At 53.4% G+C, this 16958-nt stretch carries 9 protein-coding genes and 1 tRNA gene; 5 read left to right on the top strand and 5 right to left on the bottom strand.

Going from position 1 to position 16958, the window contains the following annotated elements; translation table 11 throughout:
* Nucleotides 1-127: 127 nt before the first annotated feature.
* Nucleotides 128-2440, bottom strand: a complete 2313-nt coding sequence (locus tag SH527x_RS00225) for a serine/threonine protein kinase (RefSeq protein ID WP_437192645.1) — start codon at nt 2438-2440, stop codon at nt 128-130.
* A gap of 363 nt (nt 2441-2803) precedes the next feature.
* Between SH527x_RS00225 and SH527x_RS00230 the strand changes: the two genes are divergently transcribed.
* Both SH527x_RS00230 and SH527x_RS00235 read left to right on the top strand, forming a co-directional pair.
* On the top strand, nt 2804-3394 hold the full coding sequence (locus tag SH527x_RS00230) for a hypothetical protein (RefSeq protein WP_437192646.1): 591 nt from the start codon (nt 2804-2806) through the stop codon (nt 3392-3394).
* 343 nt (nt 3395-3737) lie between these two features.
* Nucleotides 3738-5687 carry a polysaccharide biosynthesis/export family protein gene (locus SH527x_RS00235; RefSeq protein WP_437192647.1) on the top strand — a complete coding sequence of 650 codons (1950 nt, stop codon included), beginning with the start codon at nt 3738-3740 and terminating at the stop codon, nt 5685-5687.
* 77 nt (nt 5688-5764) lie between these two features.
* Here the strand turns inward: SH527x_RS00235 and SH527x_RS00240 are convergent, their stop codons facing one another.
* Both SH527x_RS00240 and SH527x_RS00245 read right to left on the bottom strand, forming a co-directional pair.
* Nucleotides 5765-6763: an LLM class flavin-dependent oxidoreductase gene (locus SH527x_RS00240; RefSeq protein ID WP_437192648.1), complete on the bottom strand. Its 999-nt coding sequence runs from the start codon at nt 6761-6763 to the stop codon at nt 5765-5767.
* Between the two features lie 217 nt (nt 6764-6980).
* Nucleotides 6981-7934, bottom strand: coding sequence for a beta-propeller domain-containing protein (locus SH527x_RS00245; RefSeq protein ID WP_437192649.1), 954 nt, complete (start codon nt 7932-7934; stop codon nt 6981-6983).
* Between the two features lie 342 nt (nt 7935-8276).
* Here SH527x_RS00245 and SH527x_RS00250 point away from each other — a divergent pair, with 342 nt between their 5' ends.
* Entirely contained in the window at nt 8277-9326 is a 1050-nt protein-coding gene (locus SH527x_RS00250) for a linear amide C-N hydrolase (protein ID WP_437192650.1), read from the top strand.
* 145 nt (nt 9327-9471) lie between these two features.
* On the opposite strand, the gene purL is transcribed toward SH527x_RS00250, so the two are convergent.
* Nucleotides 9472-12369, bottom strand: a complete 2898-nt coding sequence (purL, locus tag SH527x_RS00255; protein ID WP_437192651.1) for a phosphoribosylformylglycinamidine synthase subunit PurL — start codon at nt 12367-12369, stop codon at nt 9472-9474.
* Between the two features lie 316 nt (nt 12370-12685).
* Here purL and SH527x_RS00260 point away from each other — a divergent pair.
* Nucleotides 12686-12759, top strand: a tRNA-Met gene (locus SH527x_RS00260).
* A gap of 150 nt (nt 12760-12909) precedes the next feature.
* Here SH527x_RS00260 and SH527x_RS00265 read toward each other — a convergent pair.
* Nucleotides 12910-14529: a B12-binding domain-containing radical SAM protein gene (locus tag SH527x_RS00265; RefSeq protein ID WP_437192652.1), complete on the bottom strand. Its 1620-nt coding sequence runs from the start codon at nt 14527-14529 to the stop codon at nt 12910-12912.
* A gap of 709 nt (nt 14530-15238) precedes the next feature.
* Here SH527x_RS00265 and SH527x_RS00270 point away from each other — a divergent pair.
* Nucleotides 15239-16906: a formylmethanofuran dehydrogenase subunit A gene (locus tag SH527x_RS00270; protein ID WP_437192653.1), complete on the top strand. Its 1668-nt coding sequence runs from the start codon at nt 15239-15241 to the stop codon at nt 16904-16906.
* The last annotated feature ends 52 nt before the right edge of the window (nt 16907-16958 follow it).

The raw sequence follows: 16958 nt of genomic DNA on the forward strand, positions 1-16958 counted from the left end.
CTGTTCCTATACGTTGAGCGGCACGATTCGTTGCCGTAAAGGGCGACCGTGTATTGTTCAAGGTTGAAAGACGATAACACGAAACCGAGTCAGCTTGCGGCCAGCTACGGTGCGCAAATGCATTCACTTAGACCCCGTCGGGTCGGGCGGGGAGGCGGGTAGTATCGGCGCCGGGATCGTTTGGAGAGTAGCGTACTGGCAGGGCGTCGATCTGGAGCTGTGGACGCCCGTTTTGGTTTTTGTTTGGCTGCTCGAAACGATAGCTTCCACTCAGAAGTCCCCCGATCATCATCTCGTCTGGGTTAAGTTCTTCGACCAGCTGTGTCGACGGATCTTTGTAGATCGCCAGAATCAACTCCTGAGGGGTGACGATTCCCTGGGCAGCGATCTCGATGTGCTTCGTCCAGTTCTCCGGGAAGCTGTTTCCACGGAATTCGACGAGGCCTTCACCGATTGCGAGGTCGACAAGACTGTCTGCCCCTTGCAGGGAAATTTGGCCTGCGGATTCGAGGGTCTCGCCGGTTGGAAGTCCAACGACTGGTCCACAGTTCTGTAGGGTGCAAGCATTCAGCATTAGTGGGACGCGTAGCTGTGACGTCGCCCCGTGTCGGATTTGAAGCAGCGTTCTGGTTTGTGCTGCGAAGACATTTTCAAAGAGAGCAGCAGTCAGTGCGCCATCAAGATGCATGACGTCGCATGGGCCAACGAACTCACATTCTCGAACAAGCAGTCGACCAGAGTTCTGCGCGGCTGTGCTGGTTTCGTTGTCGCCGTTCTCGCGAGAGGGGGTCCAGTGGAGCAGGGCGGTTTGCTCAGATGCTTCTTTCGTTCCAACGAAACAGTGCTCCATCAGGAGTGTTTCCGCCCAGATTTGAACCGGTGGCTGCTGGGGGCTTTTGATGACTGCTATGCGAACGTGTTCCAGCTTGACCTGCTCGGCGCGAGCGATCAGCGGGGTGTCCTGAATATAGATCGTCGCCGGCTGTTTTGGGTCGGATGTAATCAGGAGTTGGCCGGTGAAATCAAGACTTCCAGCGGCGTAGTGTCCACCGGCTTTCAGCGTGAGGCGGCCATCTTCGATCGGCGGCAGCTTCAGTAAAGCGGCCGTCGGTTGAAGAGGTGAGTTCGTGACGGATGGCGGTGTCGCTGGTGATTCCGTGGATGCCAGCGAAGTTGTCTCCTCTTGTTGCTGCGGCAGTTCTGCTGTGACTTTGGTGGAAGTCTTGTTCTCGGTTGCTTCGACGGAAGCAATTCGTGGCAGTCCCAGATTTTCACGTTGCCACGCAACCAGCCCGAGAGTGAGCGTCAGTAGAAGCGTTGCGGCCATCGTGGCGATACGTGATTTGGCCGGTGAGCGCGTTGCTGTTTGAGCGGGAGCGACCGATTCGAATGAACGCGAGAACTTCTGGAGTCGCGCTCTCGGGTGAGATGCTCCAGTTAACTGTTGTCGCACTTCTGCATAATTTTGCAGGCGGCGACTTGGTTCTCTGGCAGTCATGTTGCGAATCAGCGTTGCCAGCGTCTCGGATGTCTCTGGAGAAATTGTGCGGACATCGGGAATTACTCGCGTGCGGTGAGCGGTGACCTTTGCAAGCGGATCGATCAGAGTAAAAGGTGGACGCCCGGCCAAGAGTTGCCACAGAACGCAACCGACGGCATAGATCTCACTGGTGATGAGGGCACGACGCTGAAACTCGATCCGCTCGGGAGCCAGACTGTCTCCGCAATCCTGTGGCAACGGAGTATGAATCGTGATAACAGGGGAGACTGCGCTCAGTAACCCCCAGTTGAGTAAAACGAGTTCACCGTTTTTCTTCAGCCAGAGATTATTGAGGCGAATGTCACCGTGCAGCGCGAATGGTTCTGCTGCCTGAAGTTGACGTGTGAGTTCGAGGGCAAGATTGCGAACGACGTCTTCCGGGAAACGCCCGCGACGTACAAGCAATCTTGCGAGTGATTCGCCTTCGAAGTGTTGACTGACAAGACAGATCGAGTTCTTGTCGGTCAACACTTCAACAGGCAGTCCGGAAATTTTGTCTTTACATGCGGAAAGGCTACGAATCGTATTTGTTAGCCTGGCCAGCGCCTCTTCCGTTTCGGCCGTTGTCGCTGCCGTGCTGAGACGGGAGACGAGGTACGCTTGTTTACGTCCAGTTTCCTGAGCTTCATAGAGCCTGAGGATTGGATCCAACAACCTGGGGCTTTGCAGTCCATATTTGCCTCCCAGAATGAGTTCGTTACCGTGGTTCTCTTCCAACTGGCGAGCTTGCCAGAGAGTGAGTCGCCGCGTAGTGACAAGCGCGTCGATCCAGACGGAATCTGTGGTCGGCAAACCACGAGCAATGCGTCGCACGGCGCCAGCACAGCGTTTCAGGTCGGCAGGTATTGCCAGACCGATCGCTGCCAGCTGTTGCATCAATCCGTGCGAAGGGAACTCCATTCTGCCGACATCCTGTCTGCATCATTTTCAGCCTTTTCCTGATCCCCAGGCTTTACGGAGTTCGGACGCTTCCTTGCGACCATCCCTGCCGAAAGGGGGGACTGATGTCCGAGTGACTCGGTCCTCCCATCCCCGGGGGAAATGTAAGTGTGTTATGGCATATTCTGCCGGTAGAAATCAATGTCGAATTCCAATGTGGCAAAATAGAACGACGGAGGGCGGTTTTCATTGCCCGATTCTCGGATCAGGGTTTCGATTCACATAGATGGGGAAGTTGCGGCTGCCGATAACCCCCAACACGGGGCAACGCATGCGGATCGTCTGTGTGATTGTTGCGCACGGCAGGGAGATAACGTAACAATCATGCGAATCGCATTGCTGATGACGCTGCTGATGACGTCAGGCTGCCACCATTTTGGCGGTTCGGCGTTCCTTTCATCGCGAGCATTCACATCTGCTGGTGATTGTCAGGCGGACTGCCGCAGCTGCAGTACCTGGTCGCGTCTGTCAGAGAAGTGTCTGCAGACGACACTGGGCTGCTTTGGCCGTCATCCCAAATACTGTTCCACACATGACAAGATGCTGACGCAGCACGATGCACGTCATCTTGCTCACGCCGAATTGAAGCGTTCGAAGAAAAAAATCTGTTCAGACTGCGACTATCGTCTGGGGTTCGAACAGGCCTTTGTTGATGTATCGCAGGGGGCGAAGGGTGATGTCCCGGCATTGCCTCCTGCGAACTTCTGGACGAATTGTGCCCGAACACCAGGGGGGCATCAGCGTGCTGAAAACTGGTTCAGTGGATATGCAGCCGGTGCAACTGCTGCCAAGGCCATCTATGAACCGTACAACAAAGTCGCAGCGTCTCAGTTTTATAATGATGTCTGGACAGAACGGGATGGCGCTTCTGCACCGCAACCGACATGGGGCGGCGACAGCGGCATGTATCAATAAATCAAAATCTGCCGTTCACTGAGCGAAACGGAGTTTCATTCAGGTCTGGCAGTTGTCGAAATGGTTGTTCTCCAGATTTGGATAACAACAGTTTGAGTTCACTGAAGGTTGTTGAGCGAAGTTGTGGTGATTCGTCACACATCAACTTTGTTTTGGGGCATTCATCAGAGCCAAAAGCTTTGATCAAAATCGCCTTGTCCTGAAGGATCGGGACACATCTGCCATGGAAGGTAAGATGAGTAATCGTATTTGCAACACGTCACAAAGAGCCGGCCATTCCTCATTGAATTGGGGAAGGGGTCTGTGCTCATGGGCTATTTTGGCGTGTGCTGTGGTCATTGCCATGTCGCATGGTTGCAGTGCTCTGCATCCGGTGCGAGGCGTTCCGGCAGCTTACCTCCCTGATCAGTTCATCGGGCCATCACGCGACAATAAGCGAACGATCGATCTCAGTCTGCTTGTCAGAACGCCACCTGATCAGTATCGCGTCGAGGCCGGGGATGTGATCTCTGTTTACGTTCCTCGCGTACTTGGTGTTGAATCAACAGATGTGAACTCGGTTGGTATTTCTCCACCGATCAATATGCCTTCGTCGATCGAAGATCCCCCGACGGTCGGATATCCGATTCAGGTTCGAGACGATCACACAATTTCGTTGCCACAGATTCCGCCGCTTCAGGTGCGAGGGATGACTTTGCATGAAGTTGAACAGGCGATTCTCAAGGCCTATACCGTCGATCATCACATTCTGAATCCATCTGAAGCACTGGTGATGGTCAGTCTTCAGCGTCCACGAATCACTCGGGTTCTCGTTGTTCGTCAGGAAGCCACAACCTCGTTGAGTGCTCCGTCGGGCGCAGGGTCAGTCAATATTGGGACGACCGGGAAAGGGACCGCCAGAACCGTCACACTAAAGGCGTATGAGAATGACGTTTTGCATGCCCTTGCTCGCGCAGAAGGGGTCGATGGTCTTCCCGGTTTGAATGCCGAGAATGTGATTTATGTGATTCGTCGTCGTGCACGAACCGCGATGCATCACCCGACTCTGCCTCCAGTGCATGGACCGATTATTCAGCAGTCCGCAGTGCAGGACCCCAACGAAAAGAATGGGGTGATCTGGGCCTCCGGAGATCAGCTTTATGATCGTCGAGTTCAGACTGTTGCTTATGAACAACCATCGCAGCAGCCAGCACAGCAACCCATTCAACAAACTGCTCAGGCAGGATATCGTTCCAGCAACGGACACTCGTTTGCTCCACAATATTCACAGCCAGTTGCTGCAGTTTCCGCGAGCACCGGTCATTCGATGTCCCCGCAAGTGTCTTATCGCTCACGTGGAGGTGCGGCGCAGTCTCAAATGGACTATTTGAATGCGGTTTCGAATGCTCAGCGTCAGGTCCAGGTGACGTCAGTTCAGACAATGCCTGCTCAAACTGTTCAGCAACCACCGGTAGAGCAGGTTCGGTATCAGCATGGAATCATGGGAGGGCAGTCAGTTCATGGGGCTTCTCATGCAATGACGATGCCTGCCGAGATTCAACCGATGGCGCCGGGGATCACACCGGGAATGGCTCCAATTGCTGATCCAGCTTATCAGTACCCTCAGATGCCCGCACCGTATCAATCCGGTGTTCCGCAGCCCGGTCCGCCGCAGCCCGGTCTGCCGCAGCCCGGTCTGCCGCAGTTGGGACCACCAATGAATGAGCACGTCGGTCCGGCGTCTGTCGAGCAGAATTGGACATCGATGTTGAGTGGATTTGACCCAACCATCGACAATCCAAACGTGATTCGAATTCCCATTCGTTTGGGGCCAGGTGAAGTTCCGCAGATTACCGAAGAGTCGATTACTCTTTACGACGGCGACATCATCTTCATCGAGTCACGCGAAACAGAAGTGTTCTATACCGCAGGATTGCTGGGAGGCGGACAATATACGCTACCTCGTGATTACGATTTATGTGTGCTCGAAGCCGTGTCGATCGCCGAAAGCCGACAGATGGGTGGGGGCCAGGTAATCAAATCCATGGGCGGAGTTTCGGCCCTGAATCAGGACATCTCGGCAAGTGCGAGCCGACTGGCGATTATCCGGACATTGCCCAACGGGAAACGGGTGACGATCGAAGTCGACCTGAAGAAGGCGATGCGGTATCAGGAAGAGAACATCCGGATTCAGCCGGCAGACGTGCTGGTCCTGCAGTACACCTTCCCGGAAGCCGTCGGAGCATTTACTCAGCGGTACATTCTGGAAGGGGCCGTCTTCGGAGTGGCCGCCGGTCTCGTGACAGGGAACTGATCCTCTGTTGCTAAAGATTCAAGGCCCGCGCTGGATCCTCAATCCAGTGCGGGCCTTTTCGATTTATGATCTCTGAATTACGAGTTCCGTGGTTTTAATCCAGCGACTTCAGCTATGATTTCAAAAGACCGGAATCGTTTTTCGTGGTCGTAGATATCAGAGACGATGATCAGTTCGTCGGCCTTCGTGCGATCGATGAAAGCCTGCATCTGCTCGCGAACGGTCTCTGGTCCTCCGATGATTGAGCATTTCAGCATCTGTCCTGCCTGAAATCTTGCAGTGGCAGACCAGTAGGTCTCAATATCGTCGATCGGTGGTTTCATGACTGACCTGCGATTGCTGACCAGATCGGCGAACGACATCTGTTGAGATGTGGCCAACCGTTTTGCCTCTTCGTCAGTTTCCGCTGCGATGATGTTCAGTCCGGCCATTGCGTATGGAACCGTCTGTTGCTCGGATGGTTCGAAGCGTTCCCGATACATGGCAAAAGCCTGATCGAGTGCCTGTGGAGCAAAGTGGGATGCGAAGCTATAGGGCAGTCCCAGCTTCGCTGCCAGCTGAGCTCCAAACAGACTGGAACCAAGAATCCAGAGAGGAATATTCGTACCGGAACCAGGGATGGCTTCGATTCGCTGATCAGGAAAGACAGGGCCAAGAAACGCCTGGAGTTCCTGCACATCGTCAGGGAAGTGGTCTGAGTTGCGTGGATCTCGACGCAAAGCTCGGAGAGTTAATTGATCGCTTCCGGGAGCTCGTCCCAGTCCAAGATCGATGCGGCCGGGGAACAGTGTTTCCAATGTGCCGAATTGTTCTGCAATGACATAAGGAGCATGGTTGGGAAGCATGATGCCGCCAGCCCCGATGCGGATTGATCGCGTTGCAGTCCCGATATATGTCAGCACAACCGAAGTGGCTGCAGTCGAAACGGATTGAATGTTGTGGTGCTCGGCGACCCAGATGCGGTTGTACCCAAGCCGTTCTGCACGAATGGCAACTTCTCGTGCGGCTTCCAGTGCGTCGCGCCGGTCGAATCCTTCTCGAATCCGTCCCAGTTCAAGAATCGACAACGGAATCATGCTGCGGTGCCTTTCACAAATGAATTCAACCAGCCTGGCTGGTCTTTCTCTATTATTGCGATTGGCTTCAGTGTGGATACAGTCTTTCCATTATTTCAATGTGCCAATGGATCATCTTCATGAATGAGGTCAATAGGAGCAGGGCATGCTGATGCGGATCTTCTTGCATCGACATGCCCCGTCTGGAGTGTCCTTGTTGTTCGTTCAAGCGGTGTGATTAGCGGATGACATCGCCTCCGCCGATCGTTGCACTGGCCGCGGTCGAGTCTCCGAGAAGTTCGAAGTCGCGAAACGTCCAGACCACTTTCTTGTCTTTGCTGACTTCGATGAGCTGTGGGTTTTCTGGTCCTGCATGGCAGTTGCCGACGATCACATTTCCATTTGGCAACAGTTCCAGTGTGGTTGTCCATGCAAGGGTGATGCCCGGCAAGTCATTTTGCTTCAGGTGCCAGACGATCTCTTTTGTCGGAGTGACTTCGATAACGCTGTGTCCGTTGCCTGTTGCAATGAGTGTGTTGCCGTTCGGAAGTCGCAAGGCATTAAAGAGTTGGTTTCCCCATGATTTGATCCCATGACCCGGCTTCCGCTTCTGTCCAAACAGCGGGACTTCATAACTCCAGACAATGGAACCGTTCGGGGAATACTCGACGACTTTTCCATCCGCTTCATGGCAGAGCAGAACATTGCCGTTCGCCAGCCAGCAGCCTTGTCGGACATCGCGATGTGCATCTGGCTTTGCAACCTGATACGGGAATTCGCTCAGCAGCTTTCCTTCAGCGTCGATCTGAATAACCCGTCCGATTCCGTTCTCGACGATTGCAGTTCGTCCATCTGCAAAACGGTGGAAAGTATGGATCTCAAGCTTCTTGCCTTCGTTCCCGTTCGATGTCGAGTTGTCGTACGACCAGACGATCTTTTGCTCGGGTGAAATCTCAACAACAGATTTCCATTGCTTCTGTGTCAGGACATTTCCATTTGGAAGAACCTGAAGACGATGGACTTTTGACCCGTGCTCATAGTTCCAGACTGGTTTTCCATTCACGTCATACTTCACGATGCGACCGTTATCAGCGGCGATGACTTCGTGCTTTGGTGAAGAGACTTCAGCTGAGAAAGTCTGGGCCGCGTTCATCCCAATGAGAGCCAGTGCAAACAGCGTCGTTCGAATCATTGTCGCGCTTTCTGGAAGTGATTTCGAAACTTATGTGCATCGGGGATCGAGAGATCGAATGTAACAACTCTGCGATAAGTCTGCAGTCTCCTGTGGATGGGAGGAAGTCCGATGAGAGATCTCAGTCGCTTCGCTGGCAGTTTGGACTCCTGCAGATGTCCGAAAGCGAATTGCAGTAGGCAAAGCTTCTGCCGAGAAGAGTTCTTGCTCAGAATGCTGCACTTTGACGCAAACGCCTCAAAAATGTGAGTCACGTCGGAAATATCAGGGTATGTTTAAAGGCACACTGGTGTCTTCAAATCATCAGGGTCCGGTTCTTTACCCAAGGTTGGAGCGTTTGAGATGAATCGACTGCGTTTATTTGGCCTGACATCAGTGGCAGCATTAGGGATGGCCTTGTTGCCGGAAGCTGCGGAATCATGTAGCCGAATTCTGTGGAACACGAACAAGTTCGCAGTTGTCGTCGCCCGCACCATGGATTGGCCAGAATCGACTGAGCCAGAGTTGGTCGTCTTCCCTCGCGGGATCGAGCGTGATGGGGCCAGAGCCAATGGCGAACTGATTGTTAAAGAAAACGCTGCAAAATGGACTTCCAAATACGGAAGCGTCATTACGTCGATTTATGGCATCGGATCGATCGACGGCATGAATGAAAAGGGGCTCGCCTTTCACTTGCTGTATCTGAATGAAGCCGACTTCGGGGCTCGCGATGTCAGTAAGCCAGGAATTCAAGCGGCATTGTGGGGACAGTATTTAATCGACAATGCTGCCACAGTGGATGAAGCTCTGAAGCTGCAGGAAAAGATTCAGATTGTCATGGTGAGTGCCCGAGGACATCAGGCGAATGTTCACCTCGCAATTGAAGATGCATCCGGGGACTCGGCAATTGTCGAGTACATCAACGGAAAGCCAGTCGTTCATCATGGTCGCGAATATCAGATCATGACGAATTCACCAACTTATGATGAACAGCTCGCATTGTTGAAGAAGGTCGATGTCGCAAAACTCGACAGTAACTCTCCATTGCCTGGGAACGTGAATGCAGTGGATCGTTTTCAACGGGCCGCGTATTTCGCAAAGAACCTTCCAGAACCAAAGAATGAACGTGAAGCAATTGCCGGAGTTCTGGCAATCGCTCGGAATGTTTCAGTCCCGTTCGGAACTCCGTACAAAGGCTGGGGAGTCTATAACACAGAGTATCGGACCGTTGTTGATCTGACTCATAAGCGCTACTTCTTCGAGTTGACCACCAATCCAAGTATCGTCTGGATTGATCTCGCGAAGCTCGATTTAAATCCAGGGGCCCCGATCAAGACAATCGATCCAGACAACATCGATCTGGCTGGTGATATCACTGGAAAACTGAAGGTCGTTGAGAAAGCACCTTTCTAAGCGAAAACAGTGCTGCCGCGATGGCGACATCATCTGACTGACAAAAGAGAAGGGCGTATCTTGGGGGAGGACATCCCACCTTGATACGCCCTGATTCTTTTGATGCTTCAACGAAGTCGAAACGGACTTGGCTCGTCAAACTTCCTTAGAAGTTGGCCAATGGTGCCTGCCAGGCCTTTTTCAGACTCTCAAGATCAGAGTCGATCAGTTTTGTTCCGTTTGCTCCGGTGATCGTCAGTTTCTGAGCTTCAGTGACGGTTCCGAGCACAACCGGGACACCTACCTGATGCTTCTGGAAGATTGCCTGAATTGCAGCGACGTCGCCTGCGGCAACTTCAATCACAAATCGGGTATTGCTTTCAGAGAACAGGCTCACGGCATCGCTCAGTGTGGCCAATGGTTTCAGATCAGCGTCGATCCCCAGTCCGCCAGCGAATGCCATCTCGGCGAGAGCTGTTGCCAGTCCCCCTTCGCTCAAGTCGTGAGCACTCTTAAACAACCCCTGTGAGGCTGCTTCATGGAATGCCGTAAACAACGTTGGAGCAGCTTTCAAGTCGACCTTAGGAACGTCGCCCCCGGTTGATCCAGTCACCAGATTGAAGTGGCTGCCACCCATCTCTTCGTGGGTCGTCCCGACAAGCAGGATCACATTGCCAGCGGTCTTCAGGTCCATTGTCACGCTGTTTTCGACATGAGCAATCTGGCCCAGTGCGGTAATCAGCAACGATGATGGGATCGTGATGGTCTTCTTTTCACCATTCTCTTCATATGAGAATTCGTTGTTGAGCGAATCCTTACCACTGACGAATGGGGTTCCGAATGCAATCGCGACGTCATGGCACGCCAGAGCCGCACGTACGAGCGACCCGAGTGTCTCTGGTCGCTCTGTGTTTCCCCAGCAGAAGTTGTCGAGAATGGCAATTCGTGATGGATCGGCACCGACGGCCACACAGTTTCGCAATGCTTCGTCGATTGCAGATGCCGCCATCCAGTACGGATCGTGATCACCAAAGTGCGGGTTCATACCGCAGGCGATGACCAGTCCGCGATTGGAGGTCAGGTCAGGGCGAATGACAGCCGCATCGGAAGGGCCATCATTCTTGATTCCGACCAGCGGCTTCACGACGCTGCCGGCCTGAACTTCATGGTCGTACTGACGAATGATGCTCTCTTTGGAACAGACGTTCAGAGAGGAGAGAATCTTCTTCAGGGCGTCGTTGAAATCAACGGACTTGGCTTCGAATGGCTGCGCTGCAGTTGGAGCGTAGTTGGCTTCACGGATGACTGGTGGCCGTCCTTCGTGCAGGAACTCCATCGTCAATTCGCCGACGGTATGTTCTCCATACTTCAGCACGAGGTTTCCAGTGCCTGTGAACTTTCCGATGATGGTCGCTTCGACCCCTTCAGATGCACACAACGCGTGGAATTTTTCCCACTGATCCTGACCAACCGCGAGCACCATACGTTCCTGGGCTTCGCTGATCCAGATTTCCGTGTAAGAGAGTCCGTCGTACTTCAAAGGGGCTTTTTCGAGCCACACTTCGGCACCGGTCTGTTCTCCCATTTCCCCAACGGCACTGCTGAATCCGCCTGCACCGCAGTCTGTGATGGCATTGAACAACTGAAGATCGCGGGCGGCAAGAACAACGTCCATCACCATTTTTTCGGTGATCGCGTTTCCGATCTGGACTGCTCCACCGGACAGTTCTTCACTCTCGTGTGTCAGTTCTGCTGAGGAGAATGTTGCTCCGTGGATTCCGTCGCGACCGGTTCGCCCACCAACGGCGACAATGAAGTCACCCGGTGAGACGGTCTTTTCGCTCTTGCCACGAGGGATCATGGCGACGTTGCCGCAATAGACCAACGGGTTGCCAAGGTAACGATCATCGAAATAGACCGCCCCGTTGACCGTTGGAATTCCCATGCGGTTTCCATAGTCACGCACACCGGAGACGACACCACTCATGATGGTCTTCGGGTGGAGGAGTCCCTGAGGCAGGGTGTCGTACGGAGTCGATGGTGGGGCGAAGCAGAAGACGTCTGTATTACAGACAGGCTTGGCTCCCATGCCGGTTCCGAGTGGATCGCGAATCACGCCCCCCAGACCGGTGTTTGCTCCCCCGTAAGGCTCCAGAGCCGAAGGGTGATTGTGTGTTTCGACCTTGATGCAGACGTCCTGATTTTCATCAAAACGAACAATTCCGGCGTTGTCTTTGAAAACGCTGACGCACCAGTCGTCGTCCCCGAGAGATTTGCGGATCTCTTGAGTCGCCGCAAACACGGTTTCCTTCAGCATGCTGTTGAACTGGCGAGTTCCGTTCTCATCGCGGTAAGCAATGCGTCCGCCCAGTGTTTTGTGAGAGCAGTGCTCGCTCCAGGTCTGCGCGACGGTTTCGAGTTCGATATCGGTTGGCTCTCGCCCGAGTTCCTGGAAGTGCTTCTGGATCTGCCGCATTTCAGCTGGCTGTAGATACAGTTGACCTTCTTTGCTTAATCGCTGAAGTGCTGCGTCATCCATATCACGGATGGCGACATGCTTCAGTTCAAAATGGTATTCAGAACCAAGTGACAGGCTTTTGAGTGCCAACGGACCATTGATGACACGTTCAATGGAGTCGTTTGAAAGCACTCGTCGGCCGAAGCGAGCGACATCTTCGTCTGTTGCTGAGTCATTAACCCAATACTTCCGAACGGTCGCAATTCCGGTGACTGGCACATCAAGAGTTTGCAGAGCGTTCTTGGCGGTCAAACCGGTGTTATCGGTGACACCTGCCTTGAAGAGCACGTTGAGGAGCTTGTCGGTTCCGAACTGGATTTCGGCGGGCAACTCATTGATCACAATACTGTCAACGAGATCGTCGCCGACAAATCGTACGACCCGTTTCAGCTGCTCTGGCGAGAGGTTGCCTTCGACCAGATAGGATCTGGCTGCCCGAACAGATTGAATGGAGGAGAGGCCGCGAGAATGCGCTTCCCGAAGAACTTTTTCGGATTCCCGGTCAACAGACCCCGCCACGGGATGAATCTCAATTTCCCACAACATCCGTATGTTTCTCGACTGCAAAGAGATCATGCGTACTGAAACGGCCAACTGCCTCGTCAGATCGTAACTCATCGAGTGCTGCTGGCGTAGGGAGGGAAGGGGGGTTTACAAACCCGGCGAGAGATTCTGCCGAGAAACTTGCACAATCTAGACGAGTTCGCCATACTCTCCGCTCCCAAACGCGGTTCCAAAGGAATTTTGCCTTGGGAAGGTTGAGTTTAAGAGACGAATCTGTAATAAATCGCGGCGAACCTGCCGGGCAACCAGCGGGTCATCCGAGAGTCACCAGATTTGGTTGAAACTCAATAAGTTTGATGGCGGTGTAGCTCAGTTGGTTAGAGCAGCGGAATCATAATCCGCGTGTCGGGGGTTCGAATCCCTCCACCGCTACTTTTCGAATTCCCGAGATCTCGCATCTCGTCGCAAACCCCGGCAACACCGGGGTTTTTGCTTTTGATGGCAATCGAAGTTGCAAGGCTCTGCAACTCTCAACGGATGCCTGCTGCGTCGGATTCTGCGCCACGTATAGAGACCGCTGGTCTACGTTTCTGATGATTTCACATTGAGAACCGGATCGGTGCGAGGGTGTTGCTCCTGTCCTGCGGACCGATTTGCTGGACGCGACGGCGGAAGAATCTTGTTCAACTGGCTTTCCGAACTCGGTAGTTGCAGACTCTTCGGAAGCGGCGCCAGCTTGAAGCCGTATGTGGCTTTGCGGAGTGTCAGGAAATCTGACGAGCTGTCTAACCGCACTCGTCGGATACCTCCGGACATCGGGTGCATCGATCGCCAGGCGCAATATCGAGTGAAGAGCGACATCGCCACATTTCCCGTTGCCCGTTTCAGTTTTCCCTGTACCTGGAAATGAAGCTCATTCCATACATTTTGCAAGGTATGCCGGACAGAGAAAAATCGATGATAGCACTGAAACAGCAATTTCTTGAGGCGTGCAGGTGACAGGCTGGGATGCCGCCATGTCAGGCATGTGGTGTCGAAGCGGTCGAGATTGGTCTCGGTGATCAGCCCCTGCGACAGAAAATCATCGTATTGCTCCGTACCAGGAATAGGGCAGAGAATATAGAAAGAGGCCCAGGTTGGCCCCATTTCCTGCAGCATTTCCAGATGCTCCTGAACTTCCTGCTCGGTGTCCTGTGGAAACCCGATGATGTTCGAGAAGTGAGAGCTGAATCCATGCGCGCGGCAGAGACGCACAATTTCGTGATAGGTTTCAGGCCGGTTCTGGCCCTTCTGGGCGGCAAGCAAGGTCTGTCGATTGAACGATTCGACGCCGACAAACATCTGAAAACAACCTGCGCGCCCCAGTAATTCCACCAAGTGTTCCTGTCGGGCGATCTGTGTGTCGCATTGGACAAAGAAGTTCAAATCCAGCCGTTCGCTGATCATGGCCTCCAGAAGTGCCTGAGCATCGGGATATTTATTGAAATTATCAGAGGTGAACATGATTGTACGGACCCCGGCGGCCTTCGCGGCTCGGAGACTTTCCATGGTGGTGTCGATACTCTGACTGCGAATCCGTCGCCCGGCAATTTTGATCACCGAGCAGAAGCTACAGAGAAATGGACATCCACGAGCCGGATAGACCCCGAGCATCGGAATGACATAGCGACCGAGATCGTTTTGAGTCGGAGGAATCAGTGTTGGCGCCTGCAATTCCTGCTGCCAGCGACGATCACTGCCATAAACTGGCTGCAGCTCTCCTTGAGTGGCGTCATGGAGAATGTCGGACCAGATCAGTTCTGCCTCCGCCTGAGCGAAGCTGACGCCGCATCCATGCAGTGATGAGGTATCGCAGGTCATGACGTGCGGTCCGCCAATCACAGCGAGGCATCCGTTCATTCGAGCATATGCAGCCAGATCCAGAGCACGATGGAACTGATGACTCTGTACGCCCACGACCGCCAAGAGTGTCTGGCCGCTTGCCGGTCGATTCAGGAGAGAGAGATACCGCAAATCTGTGTGAACATATTCATCAATCGTATGGACCTCAACAGGACTTGTCCCCACCATGGCAGGGGTCATGCTCCTCAGGTACGGCACTGTGCTGTTAGGCATGAAGCCCCGGCGAAACCGCTCGACCGAACCGTCCTCCGTGTATTTACTTGGTTTGATGATGACAACGCGTAATGGCTGATTTCCCATGAGGACTCGACTCCCACTCGTGGTGTGACCATTCTCAACAGATGGATTCGAAAGCGAAGACTGCACGGCCGTTGCCATGCTGGCGATCTGGCAAGGCCCCGTCGGATTAAGTCGAGGCCAAACACTGTTAATGCAAATCTGTCCTGAGATTTTCCAAACAGGCTCGACAGGTTGCTCTTGTCTGCGGGGCATTCACTAACGAGCAGGCAGACGCGGTCATGTCGATCATTGATCCTCTATCTGGCATTTTCCATTCCGTTGAAGAGAACGCACTCAAAAAAGGGGAATTATTCCAAGTTCAAAGAGATCAGCTGGCGGCTGAACGATCGGACGGGGAGAAACACGGAACATCGCACGAGAAGCATTCGTTAATGATCAATGTGGCCTTCGCCTAAACTCAGAACTTGAGCGACGGGAGATATCGTTCCTTGAACCGGTTCGGTTTCTTATGTGGCAACGCAGCGGCCGTCCCGCGAAAAAGAGAGCAACGCCTGCCCGCGAGGAGAAAAGCGGCATCCCGCGAGTCAGAATGCCACCCTGTTTCGGGAAGTTGCTCTCATGGCGTGATCCTCTTCGTCGGTGGCGCGATCACTGCTGAACTTCTGTAGAGCGGCGGATTTGAGTTCTGTTATGCTTGCCGGATACGAAATCAGAGTCGATCTGATTGAGCTACTCGCACGCCCCAAACTGTAGATCCATCTGTATTCCTATGCCGCTTCTGAAAATTTCAAATGGCTGCATCTATGACCCTGCCAATGGGGTTGATGGCGAAGTGCGGGATCTCTGGATTCAGGACGGGACTGTTATTGCGTCACCTGGACTATCTGCACGCGGTGACTCGATTCGGGCGGATCGTGTGATTGATGCGACCGGACTGGTGGTCATGCCGGGGGGAGTTGATATTCACTGCCACATTGCTGGTTCAAAAGTGAATGCGGCTCGGAAAATGTCGCCGGGGGAGAAGGGGAAGCGGTTTAAGGTGTCAGGTGAGTTCAGGTCGGGAACGGGAGGACTTGTTCCAAGTACATTTGCGACCGGGTATCTCTATGCCGGGCTGGGGTACACAACGGCCTTCGATGCGGCGGTCCCGCCATTGTCTGCGTTGCATGTTCATGACGAATTTGCAGACACACCGATTCTCGACAAAGGCTTCTTTGTGATGCTGGGGAACAACCAGTATCTGCTGAATCAACTCTCCAAAGGGAATGCTGAGCAGGCTCGGCATTTCATTGGCTGGATCGTCAATGCAGCCAAAGCGTATGGCGTGAAGATTGTGAACCCCGGCGGCGTCGAAGTTTGGAAACAATCGGCCGGAGCGGTGCGGTCGATTGATGATTCAATTCCGGGCTTTAATGTGACTCCGCGAAGTATTCTGCGTGAGATCGCCAGAACTGTGGATGAACTGGGGCTCCCGCATTCGATTCATTTGCATTGCACCAATCTTGGCGTGCCGGGGAATGCGTCGACAACGCTAGAGACAATGCAGGCACTGGACGGATCACGCGCGCATCTCGCCCATATTCAGTTCCATAGTTATGGTGGCGACGCTGACGACCAGTCGACATTCTGCTCCCGGGTTCCGGAGCTTGTTGAGTATGTCACCAGTCATCAAAACCTGACGGTCGATGTCGGTCAGGTTTTGTTTGGTCCGGCAACAGCGATGACAGGAGACAGTGCTCTCGGGTATTACCTGCATCGGACCATGGGAGGGAAGTGGTTCAGCAGTGATACAGAGATGGAATCGGGATGTGGAATTGTTCCGATTGTCTATAAACGCAAATCTCTCGTACATGCGTTGCAGTGGGTCGTGGGCCTGGAGTGGTATCTCCTGATGCCTGATCCCTGGCGGATTGCGATGAGTACGGATCATCCGAATGGGGCAGCGTTTCTTGCTTACCCACAGATTATCGCTTTGCTCATGGATCGAAATCGGCGTGATGAGGTTCTGCAGACATTGCCGCCGGAATTGAAAAATCGCAGCACATTACAGGACATCAAACGAGAGTACACCCTGAGCGAAATTGCGATCATCACGCGTGCGGCACCGGCACGAATTCTGGGGTTAAAGAAGAAAGGGCATCTCGGCGTCGGGGCCGATGGAGATGTCACTCTGTATCAGCCTCAGCCAGATATTCAGGCCATGTTTGAATTGCCTCGCTATCTGGTCAGTGCTGGCGAGGTGATTCTGGACGACGGCGAGTTGGTCCGGCAGCATTCCGGGCGAATCTTGCATTGTTCGCCTGAGTTTGATGCTGGTGCTGTTCCACAGATCGCAAGCTGGTTCAATGACCACTATTCATTGCGTTTCGATAATTATGGAGTCGATCCAGAATTCATTGTGTCAGGCGTGGATGTCGCCTGCGATACGAAGTCATAGAACCGTCTTCAGGTGTTTGTATTCACAGGCTGATCACGAAACAGAGGCATAC

The sequence above is a fragment of the Planctomicrobium limosum genome (assembly GCF_051465645.1).
GTDB lineage: Bacteria > Planctomycetota > Planctomycetia > Planctomycetales > Planctomycetaceae > Planctomicrobium.